Raw genomic sequence first — 16,322 nt, forward strand, 5'->3', positions numbered from 1 at the left:
TAAGCCCTGTTTTTAAAAATGGGGCTTTTTGTTTTTTAAAAAGGAGGTAATTTTATGCAGGCAGAAGTATATCATCTTTATCACAGTGGAACAGCAGTTAAAATTGACAATAAGCTTTTTATCTTCGATTACTATAATGACCAGCCAATGAAATCAGAAAAAGGTAGTTCTTTAGAACGAGGAGTTATTAGAGAAGAGAGCTTTTCTAGAATAGAAAAGGCCTATGTTTTTGTTTCTCATGACCATCATGACCACTATAATAAGGTGATTTTTAAGTGGGAAGATTACTGTGAAAATATCAAATATATACTGGCAGACCAGGTTTCATTAACTAATCAATTAGCACAGAAAGAAAACTTATTTACAATAGCTAAAGATCAAAGCTTAGAATTAGAAGCAATTAAGGTTAAGGCTCTTGGCAGCACAGATAAGGGAGTATCTTTTCTAGTAAAGAGTGATAATATAAATATATTCCATGCCGGTGATCTAAACTGGTGGAAGTGGAAAAAGTTTACCCCCAAAGTACAAAAAAAAGAAGAGCAGGACTATAAAAGAGAGGTTAATAAGTTAAAAGGCGAAAAAATAGATATTGCCTTTGTGCCTGTTGACCCTCGTTTAGAAGAAAATTATTATCTTGCCGGTCAATATTTTATTGAAGAAATAAAACCGGAGCTTTTTGTACCTATTCACTTTTCAAATAATTTTGAGGTTACAGCAAATTTTGCCGAAAAAATGCTGAAAGAAGGGCTCGATTACAGCAAAATTGCAAAAATTAATTCTCGTGGAGAAAAAATTATTTATTAAAATAATCTCAAGAGGTGTAAAAAATGGTCCAGAGAAATTTAATCTCAACTTTTTCCATAATCGCCTATGATCCAGAAAGCAAAGAACATGGAGTTGCTGTACAATCAAAGTTTCTGGCAGTTGGCTCAATGGTTCCCTGGGCCAGAGCAAAAGTTGGGGCAGTAGCTACTCAGGCCTGGGGAAATCCTTCTTTTGGGCCTAAAGCACTTGATCTGCTTGAAAAAGGGAAGAGCCCTGAGGAGGTTATTGAAATTCTGAAAGCTTCTGATCCGGGGATCGATTACAGGCAATTTGCAGTAATAGATGCTAAGGGTAGAACAGCAGCTTATACCGGTTCAGAGTGTTCGGACTGGGCAGGAGAAATAACTGGGAAAAATTATTCGGTGCAGGGAAATGTCTTAGTGAATGAAAAAACCCTGCAGGCTATGGCAGATAGTTTTGAAAATAGCAGAGGAGCTTTAGCAGAGCGGCTTGTTAAAAGTTTAAGAGCAGGTCAATTTGCCGGAGGAGATAAAAGAGGCAGACAGGCAGCAGCCCTTTTTGTTGTAAAAGAGGGTGGAGGGATTGGTGGTTTTGATGACCGCTATATTGATCTGAGAGTAGATGATCATCCTCAACCAATTGAAGAACTTTCTCGTTTATTAAAGCTTTTTTATGAGCAAAGGGATAATTAAATATTAAATTTAAAAATTCTTCTAAAGAAAACTAACTGATTAATAATTTAGAGATTATTATTTTAATGAAGGAGGATTAAAATGACCGATATTATTACCTTAGGGGAAGCTTTAATAGACTTTACCCCACTTGATAAAGGAAATAGAGATTTCCGCAAAAATCCAGGTGGTGCTCCAACAAATGTAGCTGTAGCTTTAAGTAGACTGGGAGTAGATGTCAGTTTTATCGGTAAGGTTGGAGACGATGTTCTGGGTAGATTTTTAGTAAATAAGTTAAAATCAGAAGCCGTTAACATAGATAATATGCTTTTAACTGATGAAGCCAAAACCGCCATAACTTTTGTTACTCTAAAAGAAGATGGAGACCGCAGTTTTGATTTCTACATTGATCCGAGTGCAGATCGTTTTTTAAGGAAAGAGGAAATAGATAGAGAATTGTTTAATGAGGCTGAAATTTTTCATTTTGGTTCTATATCATTGATCGATGAGCCTGCTAGATCTGCTACTAAAAAGGCTATAGAGCTGGCCCATAAAAATGAAATGCTGGTCTCATATGATCCAAATTTAAGAGAAATGCTCTGGGATTCTCTTGCTGAAGCAAAAGAAATGATCTTATCAGTTATGGAGAGTATAGATATTTTAAAAGTTTCAGAAGAAGAATTAGAGTTTTTAACAGGCAAAAAAGATATAAGTGAAGGCACAGCAGAGATTTATAGAAAATATCAAATTCCCCTGATTTTTATCAGCTGTGGCAGTGAGGGTTCATATTATCATTATGAAAATGAACTTTTCTTTAGTCCGGCTTTTCAGATAGATGCTGTTGATACTACTGGAGCGGGAGATGCTTTTGTTTCTGCTGTTTTATATAAGATATTAAAGTCAGAAAAAGATATTTCAGAAATGGAACATTCTTATTTAGAAAAAACTCTTAAACTGGCCAATTATTCCGGATCACTTACTGCTTCTGCCAGTGGAGCTATGGCAGCTTTACCTACTTTAAAAGAATTAGAGGCTTTAGAAATTTAAGAAATATTTTTAATCACTTGCAAAAATTAAAAAAATACTATATAATACTTAAAAATAAACAATAATAAATCCTGTGACTAGAAATAGTAGGAAAAAAATAAAAGTCAGCGAATCGAGGATGGTGTGAGCTCGAGTAGAGGTTTTTTCTGAACGCATCTGTGAGGATTTTTCTTGAAATAAGTAGGGAAAAACGTAGAACTGCGTTAAATTAACTTAAAGTGGATAAATTTTATTTATCAAGCAGAGTGGTACCACGGAATTAACCTGTCTCTATTAATTGGAGGCGGGTTTTTTAAATTTTATCTGGCTGGAATTATTAAAAGTTTTAAAAAGCTAGTAATCAAAATTGAGGAGGAAGATATTAAAATGAAGATTGAAAAAGACAAGATCAACAAAATTTTATTGGCCTATTCTGGTGGTTTAGATACCTCAGTAGCTATTAAATGGCTGCAGGATAAATATGATGCAGAAATCATAACCTATACTGCTGATTTAGGTCAAAAACAGGACTGGGATGAAGTTGAAGCAAAGGCACTTAAAACAGGGGCTTCTAAAGCATATATCGATGATATCAGAGAAGAATTTATTACTGATTATGTTTACCCGGCTTTAAAGGTAAATGCCTTATATCAGGAAAAATATCCCCTTGCCACAGCCTTAGCCAGACCTTTAATTGCTAAAAGAATGGTCGAGGTTGCTAAAAAAGAAAATGTAGATGCACTTGCTCACGGCTGTACAGGTAAAGGTAATGACCAGGTAAGATTTGAGGTTACCTTTAAAGCACTTGCACCTGAACTTGCAATTTTAGCACCACTTAGAGACTGGGGTTTTACCTCTAGAGATGACGAAATAGAGTATGCAGCAGAAAACAATATTGATGTTAAAGCTACCAAAGATAGTCCTTACAGTATTGATCAAAATCTCTGGGGAGTCAGCATAGAATGCGGTATTTTAGAAGATCCCTGGGCTGAACCACCTTCTGATGCCTATCTCTGGACAAAGGATGTAGATGATACTCCTGAAGAGCCTAAATATATTGAAATCGAATTTGAAAAAGGAGTTCCAACTGCAGTTGATGGAGAAAAATTATCTCCAATCCAAATAGTAAACAAGTTGAATGAAGCTGGTTCTGAATATGGAGTTGGCAGGATTGATATGGTAGAAGATAGGCTGGTTGGAATTAAGTCAAGGGAGATCTATGAAGCTCCTGCAGGTGAAATTCTAATCACAGCTCACAAAGCCTTAGAATCTCTTACCTTAGATAGGGAGAGCAAAAACTATAAAGCAGAAATGGCCGCTAAATATGCAGAACTATGCTATTATGGTCTCTGGTTTTCACCGCTGAGAGATGCCTTAGATGCTTTTGTAGATAAAACTCAAAGCTATGTAAGTGGAACAGTTAAGGTTAAACTTTATAAAGGTAACTGTACTCTGGCTGGAAGAAAATCAGATTACTCCTTATATGACCACGGGCTTGCCACTTATGATGAAAGTGATGTTTTTGATCATGAATCAGCAGCTGGCTTTATCAACCTCTGGGCATTACCTGTTCAGGTTGCAAATGAAAAAAATAGAAAATAATTAAAGGGTGAATAAAATGAAATTATGGGGAGGCCGCTTTGAAGGCGGAATTTCTGAAAAGATGGATAGATTTAATGCTTCACTGCCCTTTGATATAAATCTTTTGGAATATGATATCGAGGGCAGTCTGGCCCATGTTAAAATGCTGGGTAGAGAAGGAATTATTTCCGAATCTGAAGCTGAAAAGATAATCTTAGGCCTTAAAGAACTAAAAGCTGAATTATTAGAGGAATTAGAAAAAGACAAATTAGATTTAAGCCAGGCGGAAGATATTCACAGTCTGGTTGAGATGAGATTAACAGAAAAAATCGGAGCTGTTGCTGGAAAACTGCATACAGGTAGAAGTAGAAATGACCAGGTAGCTCTTGATATGAGGCTTTATCTGCGTGATCAGACTGCTGATATCAAAGCTTTGATCAAAGCTTTTATGAAAGTATTGCTTGAACTTGCCGGTGAACATACAGAAACTGTTATGCCCGGTTATACTCATTTGCAGAGGGCCCAGGCTTTAACCTTTGGTCACCACCTTCTGGCCTATTACTTTAAATTAAAACGTGATTATGAGCGGTTTGAGGATGCTGAAAAAAGAATTAATGTGTCCCCACTTGGTTCTGGAGCACTGGCAGGTAGCTCTTTTAAGCTTGATCGTGAATTTACAGCTAAAGAACTAGGGTTTGCTAGAGCCTGTGAAAACTCTTTAGATGGGGTCAGTGATAGAGATTTTGTGCTTGAGTTTTTGGCTGTAGCTTCTAATCTAATGTTACATTTAAGCAGGTTAAGTGAAGAAATTATTCTCTGGAATGCAGCAGAATTTTCTTTTATAGAGTTAGCTGATCAATATACAACAGGCAGTTCTATTATGCCTCAAAAAAAGAATCCTGACCTGGCCGAGTTAGTCAGAGGCAAAAGCGGTAGAGTAATCGGCAGCTTAAATCAATTGATGATTACGATTAAAGGTCTTCCTTTAGCCTATAACAAGGATTTACAGGAAGATAAAGAAGGACTTTTTGATAGTGTGGCAACAGTTAAGCTGATTTTAGAATTATATCCTGAAATGCTTAAAACCATGAAGGTAAATAAAGAAAAAATGAAAAAAGCTGCAGAAACAGGTTTTCTCAATGCTACTGAACTGGCCGATTATCTGGCCGCAGAAGGTATACCTTTCCGTAAAGCTCACCAGATAGTTGGGAAGGCGGTATTATTTGCAGCTGAAAAAGATAAAGAATTAGAACAATTAAATTTAGAAGACTGGCAGTCATTATTTTCTGGAATTATAGAAGTTGACCAGAAGAAGTTAAAAGAGATCTTAGCTGTAGAAGCTGCTGTCAATTCTCATGCAACAAAAGGTGGACCTGCTTTTAAAGAAACAAAGCGGGTTATTGCTGAAGAAAGAAGTTTTTTTGATGATTAATTATTAAAAATCAATATAGATATTAATTTACCCCCATTAGATTTAAATATATTTCTAATTGGGGGTTTTAATTTTAGCTAAAAAGCATTAAAATATACTTAGAAGCTGAAAAAGTTCTTAAATTATTCTGGAAAATTTAGCCGAGCCGACATTTCAAATTTAAGCTCAATTTGATGAGCAGGAGGAATAAAAATGGCTGCAAAAAACTTATCTTTAAAAAAAGTTAATAATGTTTATAAGGGATCTTTAAAGTCAAAGTTATTTAAGAGTATTTTAGTCCTAATCACATTGTTCATATTTTTAAGTACTTCTTTTCTTTTGAGTCAGCAGGTTGAGGCGGCTTTTTCCAGTTATGAAAGATCAACTTCGGAAGCATTGTTAAAGGATTTAAATAGACAGCATGATATGCGTGAATATGGAGAAGATGATAAGGAATATCAAATTTTAAAAAGACTTAAGCAAAATATTGACAAAAGAAAATTTAGAGAGGCAGACTTTAAAATATATCATGTTGATGATGAACTTATCAATGCCTATTATATTGGTGATGGCAGGATTATTTTATTTGATGGTTTGCTAAAACTATTAGAAACTGATGATCAGCTGGCTGCTTTAATTGCGCATGAGATCGGTCATGGTGTTGAAGGACATTTAGATAGTAATTTAAAGAGAAATTTAAGTCTTTCTTTAATGAGCATTTTATTTAACAGGTTTACTGACCGGGAATATCAAACCATGACAAATGTAGCCTATAATTTAATTAATAATGGTTATTCCAGACAGCAGGAAAAAGAGGCAGATATATTTGCTGTTGATCTGATGCTAAGAGCTGATTATGATCCGCAGGGTTTAATTGAGCTGATGAAAATTTTTAAAGAAAGGTCTCATAATATTAAACTGCTGGAATTCACCCAGACTCACCCAATACCTGACAGTAGAATTGAATATATAAGTCAATATATAGCTGAAAAGCAGGGTCCAGAAAGCATAAAAGTAAAAAATGAAATAAAAGAAGAAACACCTTCAGAAAGTCAAACAGAGCAGTCAGATAAGGAGAAATTTCAAATGAGAAATACTTTTAATGCTGATATAGTTAGTTTTAGATATCCTGCAGAATGGCAGTTGAATAAAGTTGAGTCTGTAAATAATGAGGAGATTTTCAAATATAATCTTATAGCAGATAATATTGAGGGAGAATTAACCTTTTTTGACTTCAGCAGCAGAGACTTTATGGCAACAGCGGAAAGGAATTTTGATTATGCCTTAATAATGGCTGATTCAGAAGGTTATAGAGTTAATAGAGCCATTCAAAAAACAGCCGAAAAAGAGGTATACAGGCTTCAAAAAGAAAAAGATGAAAAAATAACAATAGAATATTTTATTGGGATTGCTGAGACAAAAAAAGTTCTTAATTTAAATTTTTCTTTTGCAACAAAAGATTATGAACAAATTATTAAAGTGCTTAATTATTTAATAAATACTTTAAAATTTCAATAATTGTTTGTTAATATGCAAAGAGAGCCTCGCTGTTTCCAGCAAAGCTCTCTTTGCGCTAATTTATAGGCAGGGCTAACTATCAAATTATTTTTCATTACCAAAATGGTGTAATACTTTTGCCATCTCAAAACGACTAACATATGATTCTCTATATAAAGTATCGCTCCTGGCAATCCAGGCTCCTGCAAAGCAGACTATAGTTCCTGGAATTATTAACTCAATTCCAAACATCTCAGCGATCATAATTGAAGTTGTCAAAGGAATATGGGCTGCACTCCCAAGCACACCGGCAGCACTTGCAGTTATGATAGCAAGAGGAAAGTCAAAATTAATCACTCTAGCTATAATTGCTCCAGTTATAGCACCAATTGTTAAACTGGGGGCTACAACTCCACCACTACCTCCAGAACCAATAGTAAATGATGTGGCCAATATCTTACCAATCAGTAACATAATTAACAGGCCAAGAGAAAATCCTCCCTGAACAGATATCTGTTCCACCAGAGAAATACCTGTACCTAAAATCAATGGAGTAGCAAAAATAGCCATAAGGCCAGTCAATGCTCCACCTATTGCAGTCTGAACATAAGTCGGTAATTCAATATGTTCATTTAATTCTTCATAACCATATAATGATTTAATATATACAAGGCTTATAAGTCCTACTATAACTCCTATACCGACAAATAACAGAATATCTCTTTCTGGAACAAAAGAGTATTCTGAAGGGATCGGGAATTTAAACAAGCTTTCCTGCCCCATAACAATTGAAAATAAGAAAAAAGCAGTAATACTTGATACCAGACTTGGAAAGAGCATATTATATTCTACATCATCCCGATATAAAACTTCAGCTCCAAAAATCCCCCCGGCTAAAGGTGACGTGAAAATTGAACCAAAAGAAGCTGCCATACCACAGATAACGATCTTTCTAGTATCTGTCAGACTCAATTTTAATTTTTTTCCGATCATATAACCAAGACCACCACCCATCTGAACTGTAGGCCCCTCTCTACCTGCAGAGCCGCCAAAAGCAATCGTAAAAACTGAAGCAATTAATTTAATTGGTACAACAATAAAATTAATTCTACCCCAGTTTTCATTATAAGATTTTATAATTGCGTCTGTACCATGACCGGCTGCTTCCGGGGCAAAAGTCGATGTTAACCAGCCACTCATAAATAGTCCAAAGACTGGCATAATATAAACCCACGAGGTATCAGATAACCCGGCTAACAAAGCAATCCCAAAATTAAGGGCACCTGTAAATACTACAGCAGCAAGCCCAACTATTAGACCAACTAAAACTGCAATCAAAGTCCACTTTATAATATATTGAAGTGACTCTTTTGTATCCTTTTTAATCTTATCAATTTTTAAATTCATAAATTCGACCTGCCTTTTTATTTATTATCTTAATCCTAAAATTCCGCTAGTTTTTTTCTTTTGTTTCTTTTTAATAATATAAACAACTGTATCAGATATTTTTAAGTAATCCACCTCATTTGGCATAAAATACTTGTTATCGCGAATCAAAAATATTGGATAAGCAATATCATCAAAAAGGCTAGGGAAATCACATAATTCTTTTCCCTCAGCTCCTTCTAAATCCTGAACTTTAATCTTATTAAACTCTATATCTAAGTGGAGATCCTGAATCAAATTAACAAAATCTACTCCCTGCAGCCTGGTTATAATCTCTGCTGAAACTGCCTCGGCCGGGTCCATCACATGATCAAAATCCATCAATTCTGCAAGTTCTCTATACTCAGATGCTGTTACTTTAACCATAATATTGTCGATTCCCATCTTTTTAGCTGCCTTGGCTGCCAAAATGTTAGATTTATCATCTCCAATAACAGCAATAAAAACATCTGCTTTCTCTACTTCAGCAGATTTTAATACATTGGGATAAGTCGCATCTCCCCAGACAATATTAACATCAGGGTAACCCTCAGAAATCCATTCACACCTTTTAGCATCTGTTTCAATTAATGTGATTTTAAAACGATCTTTTTCAGAAAACAATTTAATTAAATTTTGTCCAGTTTTATCGCCACCAGCTATAATTATTTTCATAAAAAACACTCCCTCTTTAAATTATGTTATATTTACCTCAATTATAGTAATTTTAATAATATATATCAAAACCTTTTTGTGTTTATTAAATTAACCCTTAAATGAAATCGAAATTAATTATATATTTGTTTTTTTACTAAGTCAACCAAAATAATTCGAATTAATCAAATTCTAATATATGGTTCATTGTAAATATTAAATTCCACTCCATCCAAGCTATGCATTGGGTGGAGTTTCAAAGAGGTGAGAGATAATGGATTTGTGGCCAATCCTTCAAGATTAAGGGTATCCTAAACTATTAGGAGCAAAACTTAAAAGCCAAACATCTTGTAAACTGACCTAGTAATATAGGTTGAACTTTAATCTATATGAAGCAGTTAGAAGCTCCATCCGACGCGAAGCTAGTATCTCTTTTGATGCAAATCTTGGTTTTGATTTAGGTGGAGAGGTTCACTTGACAGTTTCTAAAATTACTGCTATTATATAAGTAAAGATTTATATTCAAATATAAATCTTCCTGAATTTATTTATGGAAGGAGAGTTTGTAATGGTTCAAGACGATAAATTTATCGATGCATTTGCAGAATTCCTTAGTATACTTGGAGAAAAAAGCAGATTGCAGATTTTATTTGCCCTGCATGAAGCCCCAAGATCGGTCAAGGAAATTGTTAAGGTAACAGGACTTTCACAACCCCTGGTTTCATTTCATCTAAAAACCCTTAGGGAGAGAGGCTTGGTAGGTACAGAAAGAAAGAAAACCTTTGCCTACAATTATATAATAGATAAAGAATTAGTGGATGATCTTCTTAAACTGAGCAAGCATCTGGAAAATTACTCTTCACAGGAAGAAGATTTCGATTTTAAATGGCCTCCCTGGAGGAATTGTAAATTCTTTAAGGATTTTAGCTAGAGAGATCTATATGATTAGACTTATTTTAAATATTTTTCTTTTGTAGCTTGACAAATATAATATTTTATGTTAATTTATAATTAAGATAAATATAAACAACTACTTATATAAGCAAAAACTTATAGTTAAATTTGAGGGAAAAAATTTTAATCACTATATAAGTAAATGCTTATATAAGTAATTATTAATAAAAAGGGGGTGAAAAATATGATGTTTATGAACCTAAAAAATTCTGAACAGGCACAAGAAATAATGGAAAAACGCAGAGAAATGTGCGAACAGGCTATGGATCTCTGTCAAAAGATGACAGAAGAGATGATATCTGGAGAGGAAGAAAAGCAGAGAGACTAAAAGCGATATTCTGCCAGTTGTTTTCGGTCGGTCTTTTATATTGCAGAGAAAGATCGTCTGAATTTTCACTAGGAGGTGAAAAATATGCCATTTTGTTTTGCCTGGTTATTTCCATTTATGTTTTTTGGGTTTTTCATCTATATGTTCTTTTTCAATAAAAAAGGACCATCTTTTCAACCACCCTGGAATAATCACGAAAAGCCTTATCGAGAAAAAGCTCCAAAAAAAAATTACTATGAGGATACAAACAAAGAAATAGAACTTCAAAAAAAAGTACAGGAACTTGAACAGGATCTGGAATATCTTCGCCGCAGATTGAATGAAAGTGAAAATTAAGAGAAAAAATATTGTATTTAAATAGAATTATATTTTTAATAACACCTGTTAATTAACTCAAACTTCACACTTGCAAAATAGTTGTTTTATCTAAAACTGCCAAGAAAACTCCATCCAAGCTATGCATTGGGTGGAGATGAATTGGCTATTTATTCTGATTTTCAATATACTTTTTAATTGTCTCAATAGTAGCACCACCAGTAGACAAAATGCAGTAGCTTCTAGACCAAAAAGCAGGTTTCCAATAATATTTTTTCAGATGGTGTTCATATTGCTTTTTGATAAGTCTTGAAGATACTGTTTTTAATATATTAACTAACTTAGATAATTGTACCTGAGGTGGAGTTTCAAAGAGGATATGCACATGATCTTTTTCTCCTCCAAACTCTAGAACATTACAAACTTTGTCCTTGAGTAATCTGGTGAATATTTTTTCTAATTCTTCAAGCATTTCAAAAGTAATACATTCATGTCTGTATTTTGTAATTACAACTAAATGATATTGTAGACTATAAACAGAATGATAATTGTTATTTAAGTCTCTATCCATAAAAATCAAACCTCCATTTTTTCTTTTACAAGCAAACATATGTATGATATAATTATAGTAGGATGGAGGTGAAAAGTCAATGCGATTATCATTTAAATTCAAGCCTAAATTAAGCCATAAGCAATTAGTAATAATTAATGAATTAGCCTGGCATTGCTCTAAATTATATAATACAGTCAATTATCAGATTAAAAATAATAAAGATGTAAAAGCTGTCTATACTGAATTAGAAACTAGATATAAAAATAACTGGCATAATGACTACCTTCACTCCCATAACAGACAACAGGCATTAAAGCAGTTAGCTCAGGACTGGAAAAGTTTTTTTTATTCTCTCAAAGATTATAAAAAGAATCCTCAAAAATATAAGGGGCAGCCAGGGTCACCTAATTTTAAACATATGAACAGTAATCCCTGTGAAATAATTTTTACCAATTTAGCTGTTAGAATTAAAGATAACAAATTACTCTTATCCTTATCTAAAAAGATACAATCTAAATATAATGTGAAGGTCACTAAAGCTTTTAATTTATAATACGCAAGGAAAGCTTTAGTATGACCGTATTCGATTTGGCCCTCTTAATTTTGAGCTGCCTGAAGCAGTTCAAAGCATTATAGATTTAGATGCTGTCCAGCAGATAAAGATAAAGCAAGATCATATCTCTAAAAAATGGTATCTCTTAATTATCTACAAAGTTAAAGAGGCAAAAGAAAGTAAGAAATCTAACATAATGGCAGTTGATTTAGGCCTTGATAACTTAGCTGTACTAACATTTAAAGATAATTCTGATTGTTATATTATCAATGGTAAAACTATTAAATCCAAAAATTCTTATTTTAATAAAGAAATTGCCAGACTACAAAGCATTAGAATTAGGCAGTTAGCTACCAGTAAAATTAGAGATACTAAACGAATAAAATATCTGAGATTAAAGAGAAGAAATTATATTAGAGATTATCTCCATAAAGCTAGTTGCAAAATAGTTGATTTAGCAATTGAAAATCAAGTAGAAACTATTGTAATTGGAGATATAAAAAATATTAAACAATGCAGCAAGCTTAAATCTTTTGTCCAAATACCGATCCAGAGATTAAAAAAATTAATTGAATACAAAGTTAAACTAAAAGGTATCAAAGTTGTTGAAATTGATGAAAGCTATACTTCCGGATGTACTAAAGCTTTTAATTTTAATTACGCAAGGAAAGCTTTAGTATGACCGTATTCGATTTGGCCGCTCTTCAGTAGATCTGGAAAAAATAAATAAAAGTAACTATGATAAATCCAGAAGAATTACCAGAGGTCTCTTTAAAACTAACGAGGGCCTATTAATTAATGCTGATCAGAATGGTAGTTTTAATATACTTCGTAAATACCATAACGATAAATGTATTCTCAGACCTATCAAAGAGGCGAGAGATAATGGATTTGTGGACAATCCTTCAAGATTAAGGGTATCCTAAACTATTAGGAGCAAAACTTAAAAGCCAAACATCTTGTAAACTGACCTAGTAATATAGGTTGAACTTTAATCTATATGAAGCAGTTAGAAGCTCCCTCTAAATCTTGGTTTTGATTTAGGTGGAGAGGTTCACGTGTGAAGTTTGAGTTAAAAATATTAAAGGCCATATTGTAAATAATTAACTATTATTTTTTAACTAAGAGTATGTTATAATAATATATATGAAAATGATAAAAATATTAAGTAAAGTTCTTTTTTTAAAGGAGGTCTTTAGTAGTGTACAATAAGTTGTGTAAATAGATTTTTTTCAATAAAAAAAGAGGAATCCTTCTTTGAATGGTTGAAATATTTATTAGCGAAATAAACTCAACCCAAAGGAGGACTCCTCATGAACAGTATACCCGAAAAAAACAGTGATGGTCAAGTTGAATTTCACGATTTAATCATTGAACTCATCAAAAATTTTCTCGAGAATTTCCTCAAGGCTGAATTAACTGAATTTCTAAACTATGAAAAACATGAATACTCAGGTAGAAACTCTGGCAATAGTCGTAATGGATCTTATCTTCGTGATTTCTTAACTCAGTTTGGCAGTATTAAAGGCTTAAATGTTCCTAGAGATAGAAATGGTGAATTCCAAACTGAACTATTCCAACCATATAAACGCTATGATAACTGGCTTGAAGAAGCTATAATAAACATGTATGCTAATGGCCTTTCCACCCGCTATGTAGCTGATTGGATAGAGCAGATGTATGGACAAAAATATAGCCCTACTACTATTAGTAATCTAACTAATGTTGCTCTTGAAGAGGTTAAAAAGTGGAAAGAAAGACCACTTCAAAAACGGTACAGCGTTATTTTTATTGATGGCATGAGCATAAAAGTCAGACGAGATACTGTTGCAAATGAATCTGTATATATTATCATTGGTATCAATGAAGACGGCTATCGTGAAATACTTGATTTCTACATTGGTGCAACTGAATCTGCTGCTTTATGGGAAGAAGTACTAAGTAATTTAAAAGAACGCGGAGTCCAGGAAGTCCTACTAGGTGTTATAGATGGACTCCCAGGACTTAAAGATTCTTTTCTAAAAGTATTCCCTAAAGCGGATGTGCAGCGTTGTATAGTTCATAAAGTGCGTAATACAATAGTCAAAGTTAGAAAAAAAGATACTGATGAAATCGTTAAAGATTTAAAAAAGATCTATAGATCTCCCAGCAGAGAGTTTGCAGAAAAAGCTTTAGAAGAATTTGATTTTAAATGGAGTAAAATCTATCCTAAAGTTACTCAAAGCTGGTACGTAGATAAAGATGAACTATTAACATTTTATAAATATCCAGAAAGCATACATAAAGCCATATACACAACAAACTGGATTGAAAGAGCCAATAAAGAAATCAAAAAAAGATTAAAGCCTATGAATAGTTTGCCTAATGTACAAGCAGCTGAAAAAATAATTTATTTAAAGATTATTGAGTACAACTCAAAATGGTCTGATAGAAAGATGAGAGGATTTTTAGCTGCAAAAGATCAGCTCCATCAACTATTTAAAGAACGATACTGATTTATTTACACAAGATTCTTGACGTTATCAGGTCTTTAACAATGAAATATGATATTTTTGCAGTTGGAGATAATGTAGCAGATTATTATCCGGAGCAAAAAAAAATATATGCAGGTGGAGGAGCCTTTAATGTAGCGGTGATTGCCAGAAGGCTGGGAGCAAAAACAGCCTATTATGGAGCCTTTGGCACAGACGAAAATGCCAAATTTCTTTATGATACATTAAAAAAAGAAAAGGTAGCTTATCCGGTTAATGATATCCGTAAGGGAAGAAATGCGGTCTCAATTATAGAAAAAACCGATGGCATAAGCAGGGTTAAAGGTGTTGACAAAGGTGTATATAAAAATTTAAATCTCAATAAAACTGTCTTAGAAATTATCAAAAATTCTAAGATAGTTCATACAAATATTTATAGCTATTTTGAAGATTATTTAAAAAAGATCGAAGATAAAGCAATAATTTCTTTTGATTTTTCTCATTTACGGAATAAAAGCTATATAAGTGAAATTTCTAAAATGGTTGATATCGCATTTTTCTCTAAACCTAAAACAGATGAAAATCCCAGGGAGTTTATTAACTGGGCCGCTGAACAGGGAGCAAAAGCAGTAATTTTAACCCTTGGCAGTAAAGGTGTATTGATGAATTATCAGGATCAGTTAATAAAAAAAGAGGCCAAAAATACAAAGCTTAGAGATACATTAGGAGCAGGAGATGCTTTTATTGCTGGTTTTTTAAATAATTTCAAGGATTCTAAAAATTATGAGGCAGCTTTAGAAAAAGGTTTAGAGCAGGCTGCCAAAAATTGTCAGATTAATGGTGCTTTAGGAGTTGCTGCCTTGAGAGAAGAAGATATAATTTTAGAGAATGATATTCATCAGGATTTTTAATGATAATAAATACTCAAAGGCCATTTCTGGCCTTTTTATTTGCTTAAAGATGTTTTTTACTAATTGCTATTTGGAATTTTTTAGAGGTATATAAGCTTTAATATAGAATAATATTAGCAGGTTAGATTAAGCAGGTTAGGTTATCAGTTAATTTAGGGGGAAATTAAATGTTTTATCCATTAAAATTTGACCATAAATATATTGAAAAAGTCTGGGGAGGTAAAAAATTAAGCAAATACAGAGATGATATGCCAGAAAAGCAGATCGGTGAAAGCTGGGATGTTTCTGCCCAGAAAAAAGCTGTTAGTGTTGTAAAAAATGGCAAATTGGCTGGAAAAAGCCTCAGTGAGCTGGCTGAAATGTATCCGGTTCAAATTATGGGAGAAGAATTTGAGGATAAAACTTTTCCACTTTTATTAAAGATAATTGATACTCAAGAACAGCTGTCTATTCAGGTTCATCCTGATAAAAGATATGCAGCTAAATTTGAAGGTGAAGCCTCAAAAAATGAAGGCTGGTATATTATTGATGCTGCAGAAGATGCTTATTTAATTATAGGAACTAAAGATTGTACTGAAAGCGAATTTAAGAAAGCGGTACAAAACAAAGAGATCAATAAATATGTAAATAAGGTCAAAGTAGAAAAAGGTGATGTCTTTTTTATTAAAGCTGGACTTTTACATGCAATTGGACCCGGGATATTGATGGCAGAAATTCAGGAAACAAGTGATACTACCTATAGAATTTTTGATTATGACAGGGGTAGAGAACTTCATTTAGCAAAAGCTATGGATGTTATTAATTTCAAACTTCAGACCAAAAAAAGAAAAGGGCTTAAAGTTTGTGCTAAAGACTACGATTATACTTATTATTGCCTTACTGAAGAGCTGGCCCTTGACATCATAGACCTTAAAGACATTTTACATGCTGAGGGAGATAGGAAACGATTTTATATTTTAACAGCTGTAAAAGGCGAAGGATTTATAAGCTGGGAGGGTGGAGAACTGGAAATTACCGAAAGTGAAAGTGTTTTAATTCCAGCTTATGCTCAAGAATATAAAATTGAAGGTGATTTAAAGTTAATGAGAAGTTATGTGCCGGATTTTGAAAAGCAAAAAGAAGAAATTATCGATATAATAACTTAAATATTTTTTAATAATGTAAATTACTTAATTGCTTTTTTTAG

General features: G+C 33.2%; 15 protein-coding genes, 1 pseudogene and 1 other annotated feature. Of the genes and pseudogenes, 13 read left to right on the forward strand and 3 right to left on the reverse strand.

The features are described from left to right. Positions 1-54: 54 nt before the first annotated feature. The 6 genes from HALSA_RS03695 to HALSA_RS03720 all read left to right on the forward strand — a co-directional run bounded on the left by HALSA_RS03695 (position 55) and on the right by HALSA_RS03720 (position 6,993). Positions 55-804 carry an MBL fold metallo-hydrolase gene (locus HALSA_RS03695; RefSeq protein WP_013405272.1) on the forward strand — a complete coding sequence of 250 codons (750 nt, stop codon included), beginning with the start codon at positions 55-57 and terminating at the stop codon, positions 802-804. Positions 805-827: 23 nt separating this feature from the next. After that, on the forward strand, positions 828-1,478 hold the full coding sequence (locus HALSA_RS03700) for a DUF1028 domain-containing protein (protein WP_013405273.1): 651 nt from the start codon (positions 828-830) through the stop codon (positions 1,476-1,478). Positions 1,479-1,559: 81 nt separating this feature from the next. After that, complete coding sequence (locus HALSA_RS03705) at positions 1,560-2,504, forward strand: carbohydrate kinase family protein (protein ID WP_013405274.1); 945 nt, start codon at positions 1,560-1,562, stop codon at positions 2,502-2,504. Positions 2,505-2,568: 64 nt separating this feature from the next. Then, positions 2,569-2,779, forward strand: a binding site (T-box leader). Between the two features lie 91 nt (positions 2,780-2,870). After that, on the forward strand, positions 2,871-4,085 hold the full coding sequence (locus HALSA_RS03710) for an argininosuccinate synthase (RefSeq protein ID WP_013405275.1): 1,215 nt from the start codon (positions 2,871-2,873) through the stop codon (positions 4,083-4,085). 16 nt (positions 4,086-4,101) lie between these two features. Continuing rightward, on the forward strand, positions 4,102-5,496 hold the full coding sequence (gene argH / locus HALSA_RS03715; RefSeq protein WP_013405276.1) for an argininosuccinate lyase: 1,395 nt from the start codon (positions 4,102-4,104) through the stop codon (positions 5,494-5,496). Between the two features lie 192 nt (positions 5,497-5,688). Then, positions 5,689-6,993, forward strand: coding sequence for a M48 family metallopeptidase (locus HALSA_RS03720; protein WP_013405277.1), 1,305 nt, complete (start codon positions 5,689-5,691; stop codon positions 6,991-6,993). An 84-nt stretch (positions 6,994-7,077) separates the two neighbouring features. On the opposite strand, the gene HALSA_RS03725 is transcribed toward HALSA_RS03720, so the two are convergent. Together HALSA_RS03725 and HALSA_RS03730 are read right to left on the reverse strand one after the other, a co-directional pair. After that, complete coding sequence (locus tag HALSA_RS03725; RefSeq protein ID WP_013405278.1) at positions 7,078-8,379, reverse strand: chloride channel protein; 1,302 nt, start codon at positions 8,377-8,379, stop codon at positions 7,078-7,080. A 24-nt stretch (positions 8,380-8,403) separates the two neighbouring features. Then, positions 8,404-9,072 (reverse strand): potassium channel family protein, encoded by a 669-nt coding sequence (locus tag HALSA_RS03730; RefSeq protein WP_013405279.1) that lies wholly within the window; start codon positions 9,070-9,072, stop codon positions 8,404-8,406. A gap of 547 nt (positions 9,073-9,619) precedes the next feature. Here HALSA_RS03730 and HALSA_RS03735 point away from each other — a divergent pair. The 3 genes from HALSA_RS03735 to HALSA_RS03740 all read left to right on the forward strand — a co-directional run bounded on the left by HALSA_RS03735 (position 9,620) and on the right by HALSA_RS03740 (position 10,669). Next, the gene (locus tag HALSA_RS03735) at positions 9,620-9,982 is read left to right on the forward strand and encodes an ArsR/SmtB family transcription factor (protein ID WP_013405280.1); all 363 of its coding nucleotides are present in this window, start codon (positions 9,620-9,622) and stop codon (positions 9,980-9,982) included. A 207-nt stretch (positions 9,983-10,189) separates the two neighbouring features. After that, positions 10,190-10,333: a hypothetical protein gene (locus HALSA_RS12785; protein ID WP_013405281.1), complete on the forward strand. Its 144-nt coding sequence runs from the start codon at positions 10,190-10,192 to the stop codon at positions 10,331-10,333. A gap of 84 nt (positions 10,334-10,417) precedes the next feature. Beyond that, complete coding sequence (locus tag HALSA_RS03740; RefSeq protein WP_013405282.1) at positions 10,418-10,669, forward strand: hypothetical protein; 252 nt, start codon at positions 10,418-10,420, stop codon at positions 10,667-10,669. Between the two features lie 145 nt (positions 10,670-10,814). Here the strand turns inward: HALSA_RS03740 and tnpA are convergent, their stop codons facing one another. Next, positions 10,815-11,258 (reverse strand): IS200/IS605 family transposase, encoded by a 444-nt coding sequence (tnpA, locus tag HALSA_RS03745; protein ID WP_420795045.1) that lies wholly within the window; start codon positions 11,256-11,258, stop codon positions 10,815-10,817. Between the two features lie 40 nt (positions 11,259-11,298). On the opposite strand from tnpA, the pseudogene HALSA_RS03750 reads away from it, so the two are divergent. From HALSA_RS03750 to HALSA_RS03765, 4 genes and pseudogenes are all read left to right on the forward strand, one after another. Then, a pseudogene (locus tag HALSA_RS03750) lies at positions 11,299-12,680 on the forward strand (RNA-guided endonuclease InsQ/TnpB family protein). Positions 12,681-13,067: 387 nt separating this feature from the next. Beyond that, on the forward strand, positions 13,068-14,249 hold the full coding sequence (locus tag HALSA_RS03755) for an IS256 family transposase (protein ID WP_013404695.1): 1,182 nt from the start codon (positions 13,068-13,070) through the stop codon (positions 14,247-14,249). A 41-nt stretch (positions 14,250-14,290) separates the two neighbouring features. Then, positions 14,291-15,136 carry a PfkB family carbohydrate kinase gene (locus HALSA_RS03760; protein ID WP_013405284.1) on the forward strand — a complete coding sequence of 282 codons (846 nt, stop codon included), beginning with the start codon at positions 14,291-14,293 and terminating at the stop codon, positions 15,134-15,136. A gap of 167 nt (positions 15,137-15,303) precedes the next feature. Next, entirely contained in the window at positions 15,304-16,281 is a 978-nt protein-coding gene (locus HALSA_RS03765) for a type I phosphomannose isomerase catalytic subunit (RefSeq protein WP_013405285.1), read from the forward strand. Positions 16,282-16,322: the final 41 nt, after the last annotated feature.

The sequence above is a fragment of the Halanaerobium hydrogeniformans genome, assembly GCF_000166415.1.
GTDB classification, from domain to species: Bacteria; Bacillota; Halanaerobiia; order Halanaerobiales; family Halanaerobiaceae; genus Halanaerobium; species Halanaerobium hydrogeniformans.

What these genes read in the sequence shown, in the direction of transcription:
- HALSA_RS03720 (WP_013405277.1), top strand. Translation starts at nt 5,689, where the DNA reads ATGGCTGCAAAAAACTTATCTTTAAAAAAAGTTAATAATGTTTATAAG.
- HALSA_RS03710 (WP_013405275.1), top strand. Translation starts at nt 2,871, where the DNA reads ATGAAGATTGAAAAAGACAAGATCAACAAAATTTTATTGGCCTATTCT.
- HALSA_RS03700 (WP_013405273.1), top strand. Translation starts at nt 828, where the DNA reads ATGGTCCAGAGAAATTTAATCTCAACTTTTTCCATAATCGCCTATGAT.
- HALSA_RS03760 (WP_013405284.1), top strand. Translation starts at nt 14,291, where the DNA reads ATGAAATATGATATTTTTGCAGTTGGAGATAATGTAGCAGATTATTAT.
- HALSA_RS03725 (WP_013405278.1), bottom strand. Translation starts at nt 8,379, where the DNA reads ATGAATTTAAAAATTGATAAGATTAAAAAGGATACAAAAGAGTCACTT.
- HALSA_RS03705 (WP_013405274.1), top strand. Translation starts at nt 1,560, where the DNA reads ATGACCGATATTATTACCTTAGGGGAAGCTTTAATAGACTTTACCCCA.
- HALSA_RS03755 (WP_013404695.1), top strand. Translation starts at nt 13,068, where the DNA reads ATGAACAGTATACCCGAAAAAAACAGTGATGGTCAAGTTGAATTTCAC.
- HALSA_RS03735 (WP_013405280.1), top strand. Translation starts at nt 9,620, where the DNA reads ATGGTTCAAGACGATAAATTTATCGATGCATTTGCAGAATTCCTTAGT.
- tnpA (WP_420795045.1), bottom strand. Translation starts at nt 11,258, where the DNA reads ATGTTTGCTTGTAAAAGAAAAAATGGAGGTTTGATTTTTATGGATAGA.
- HALSA_RS03730 (WP_013405279.1), bottom strand. Translation starts at nt 9,072, where the DNA reads ATGAAAATAATTATAGCTGGTGGCGATAAAACTGGACAAAATTTAATT.
- HALSA_RS03740 (WP_013405282.1), top strand. Translation starts at nt 10,418, where the DNA reads ATGCCATTTTGTTTTGCCTGGTTATTTCCATTTATGTTTTTTGGGTTT.
- HALSA_RS12785 (WP_013405281.1), top strand. Translation starts at nt 10,190, where the DNA reads ATGATGTTTATGAACCTAAAAAATTCTGAACAGGCACAAGAAATAATG.
- argH (WP_013405276.1), top strand. Translation starts at nt 4,102, where the DNA reads ATGAAATTATGGGGAGGCCGCTTTGAAGGCGGAATTTCTGAAAAGATG.
- HALSA_RS03765 (WP_013405285.1), top strand. Translation starts at nt 15,304, where the DNA reads ATGTTTTATCCATTAAAATTTGACCATAAATATATTGAAAAAGTCTGG.
- HALSA_RS03695 (WP_013405272.1), top strand. Translation starts at nt 55, where the DNA reads ATGCAGGCAGAAGTATATCATCTTTATCACAGTGGAACAGCAGTTAAA.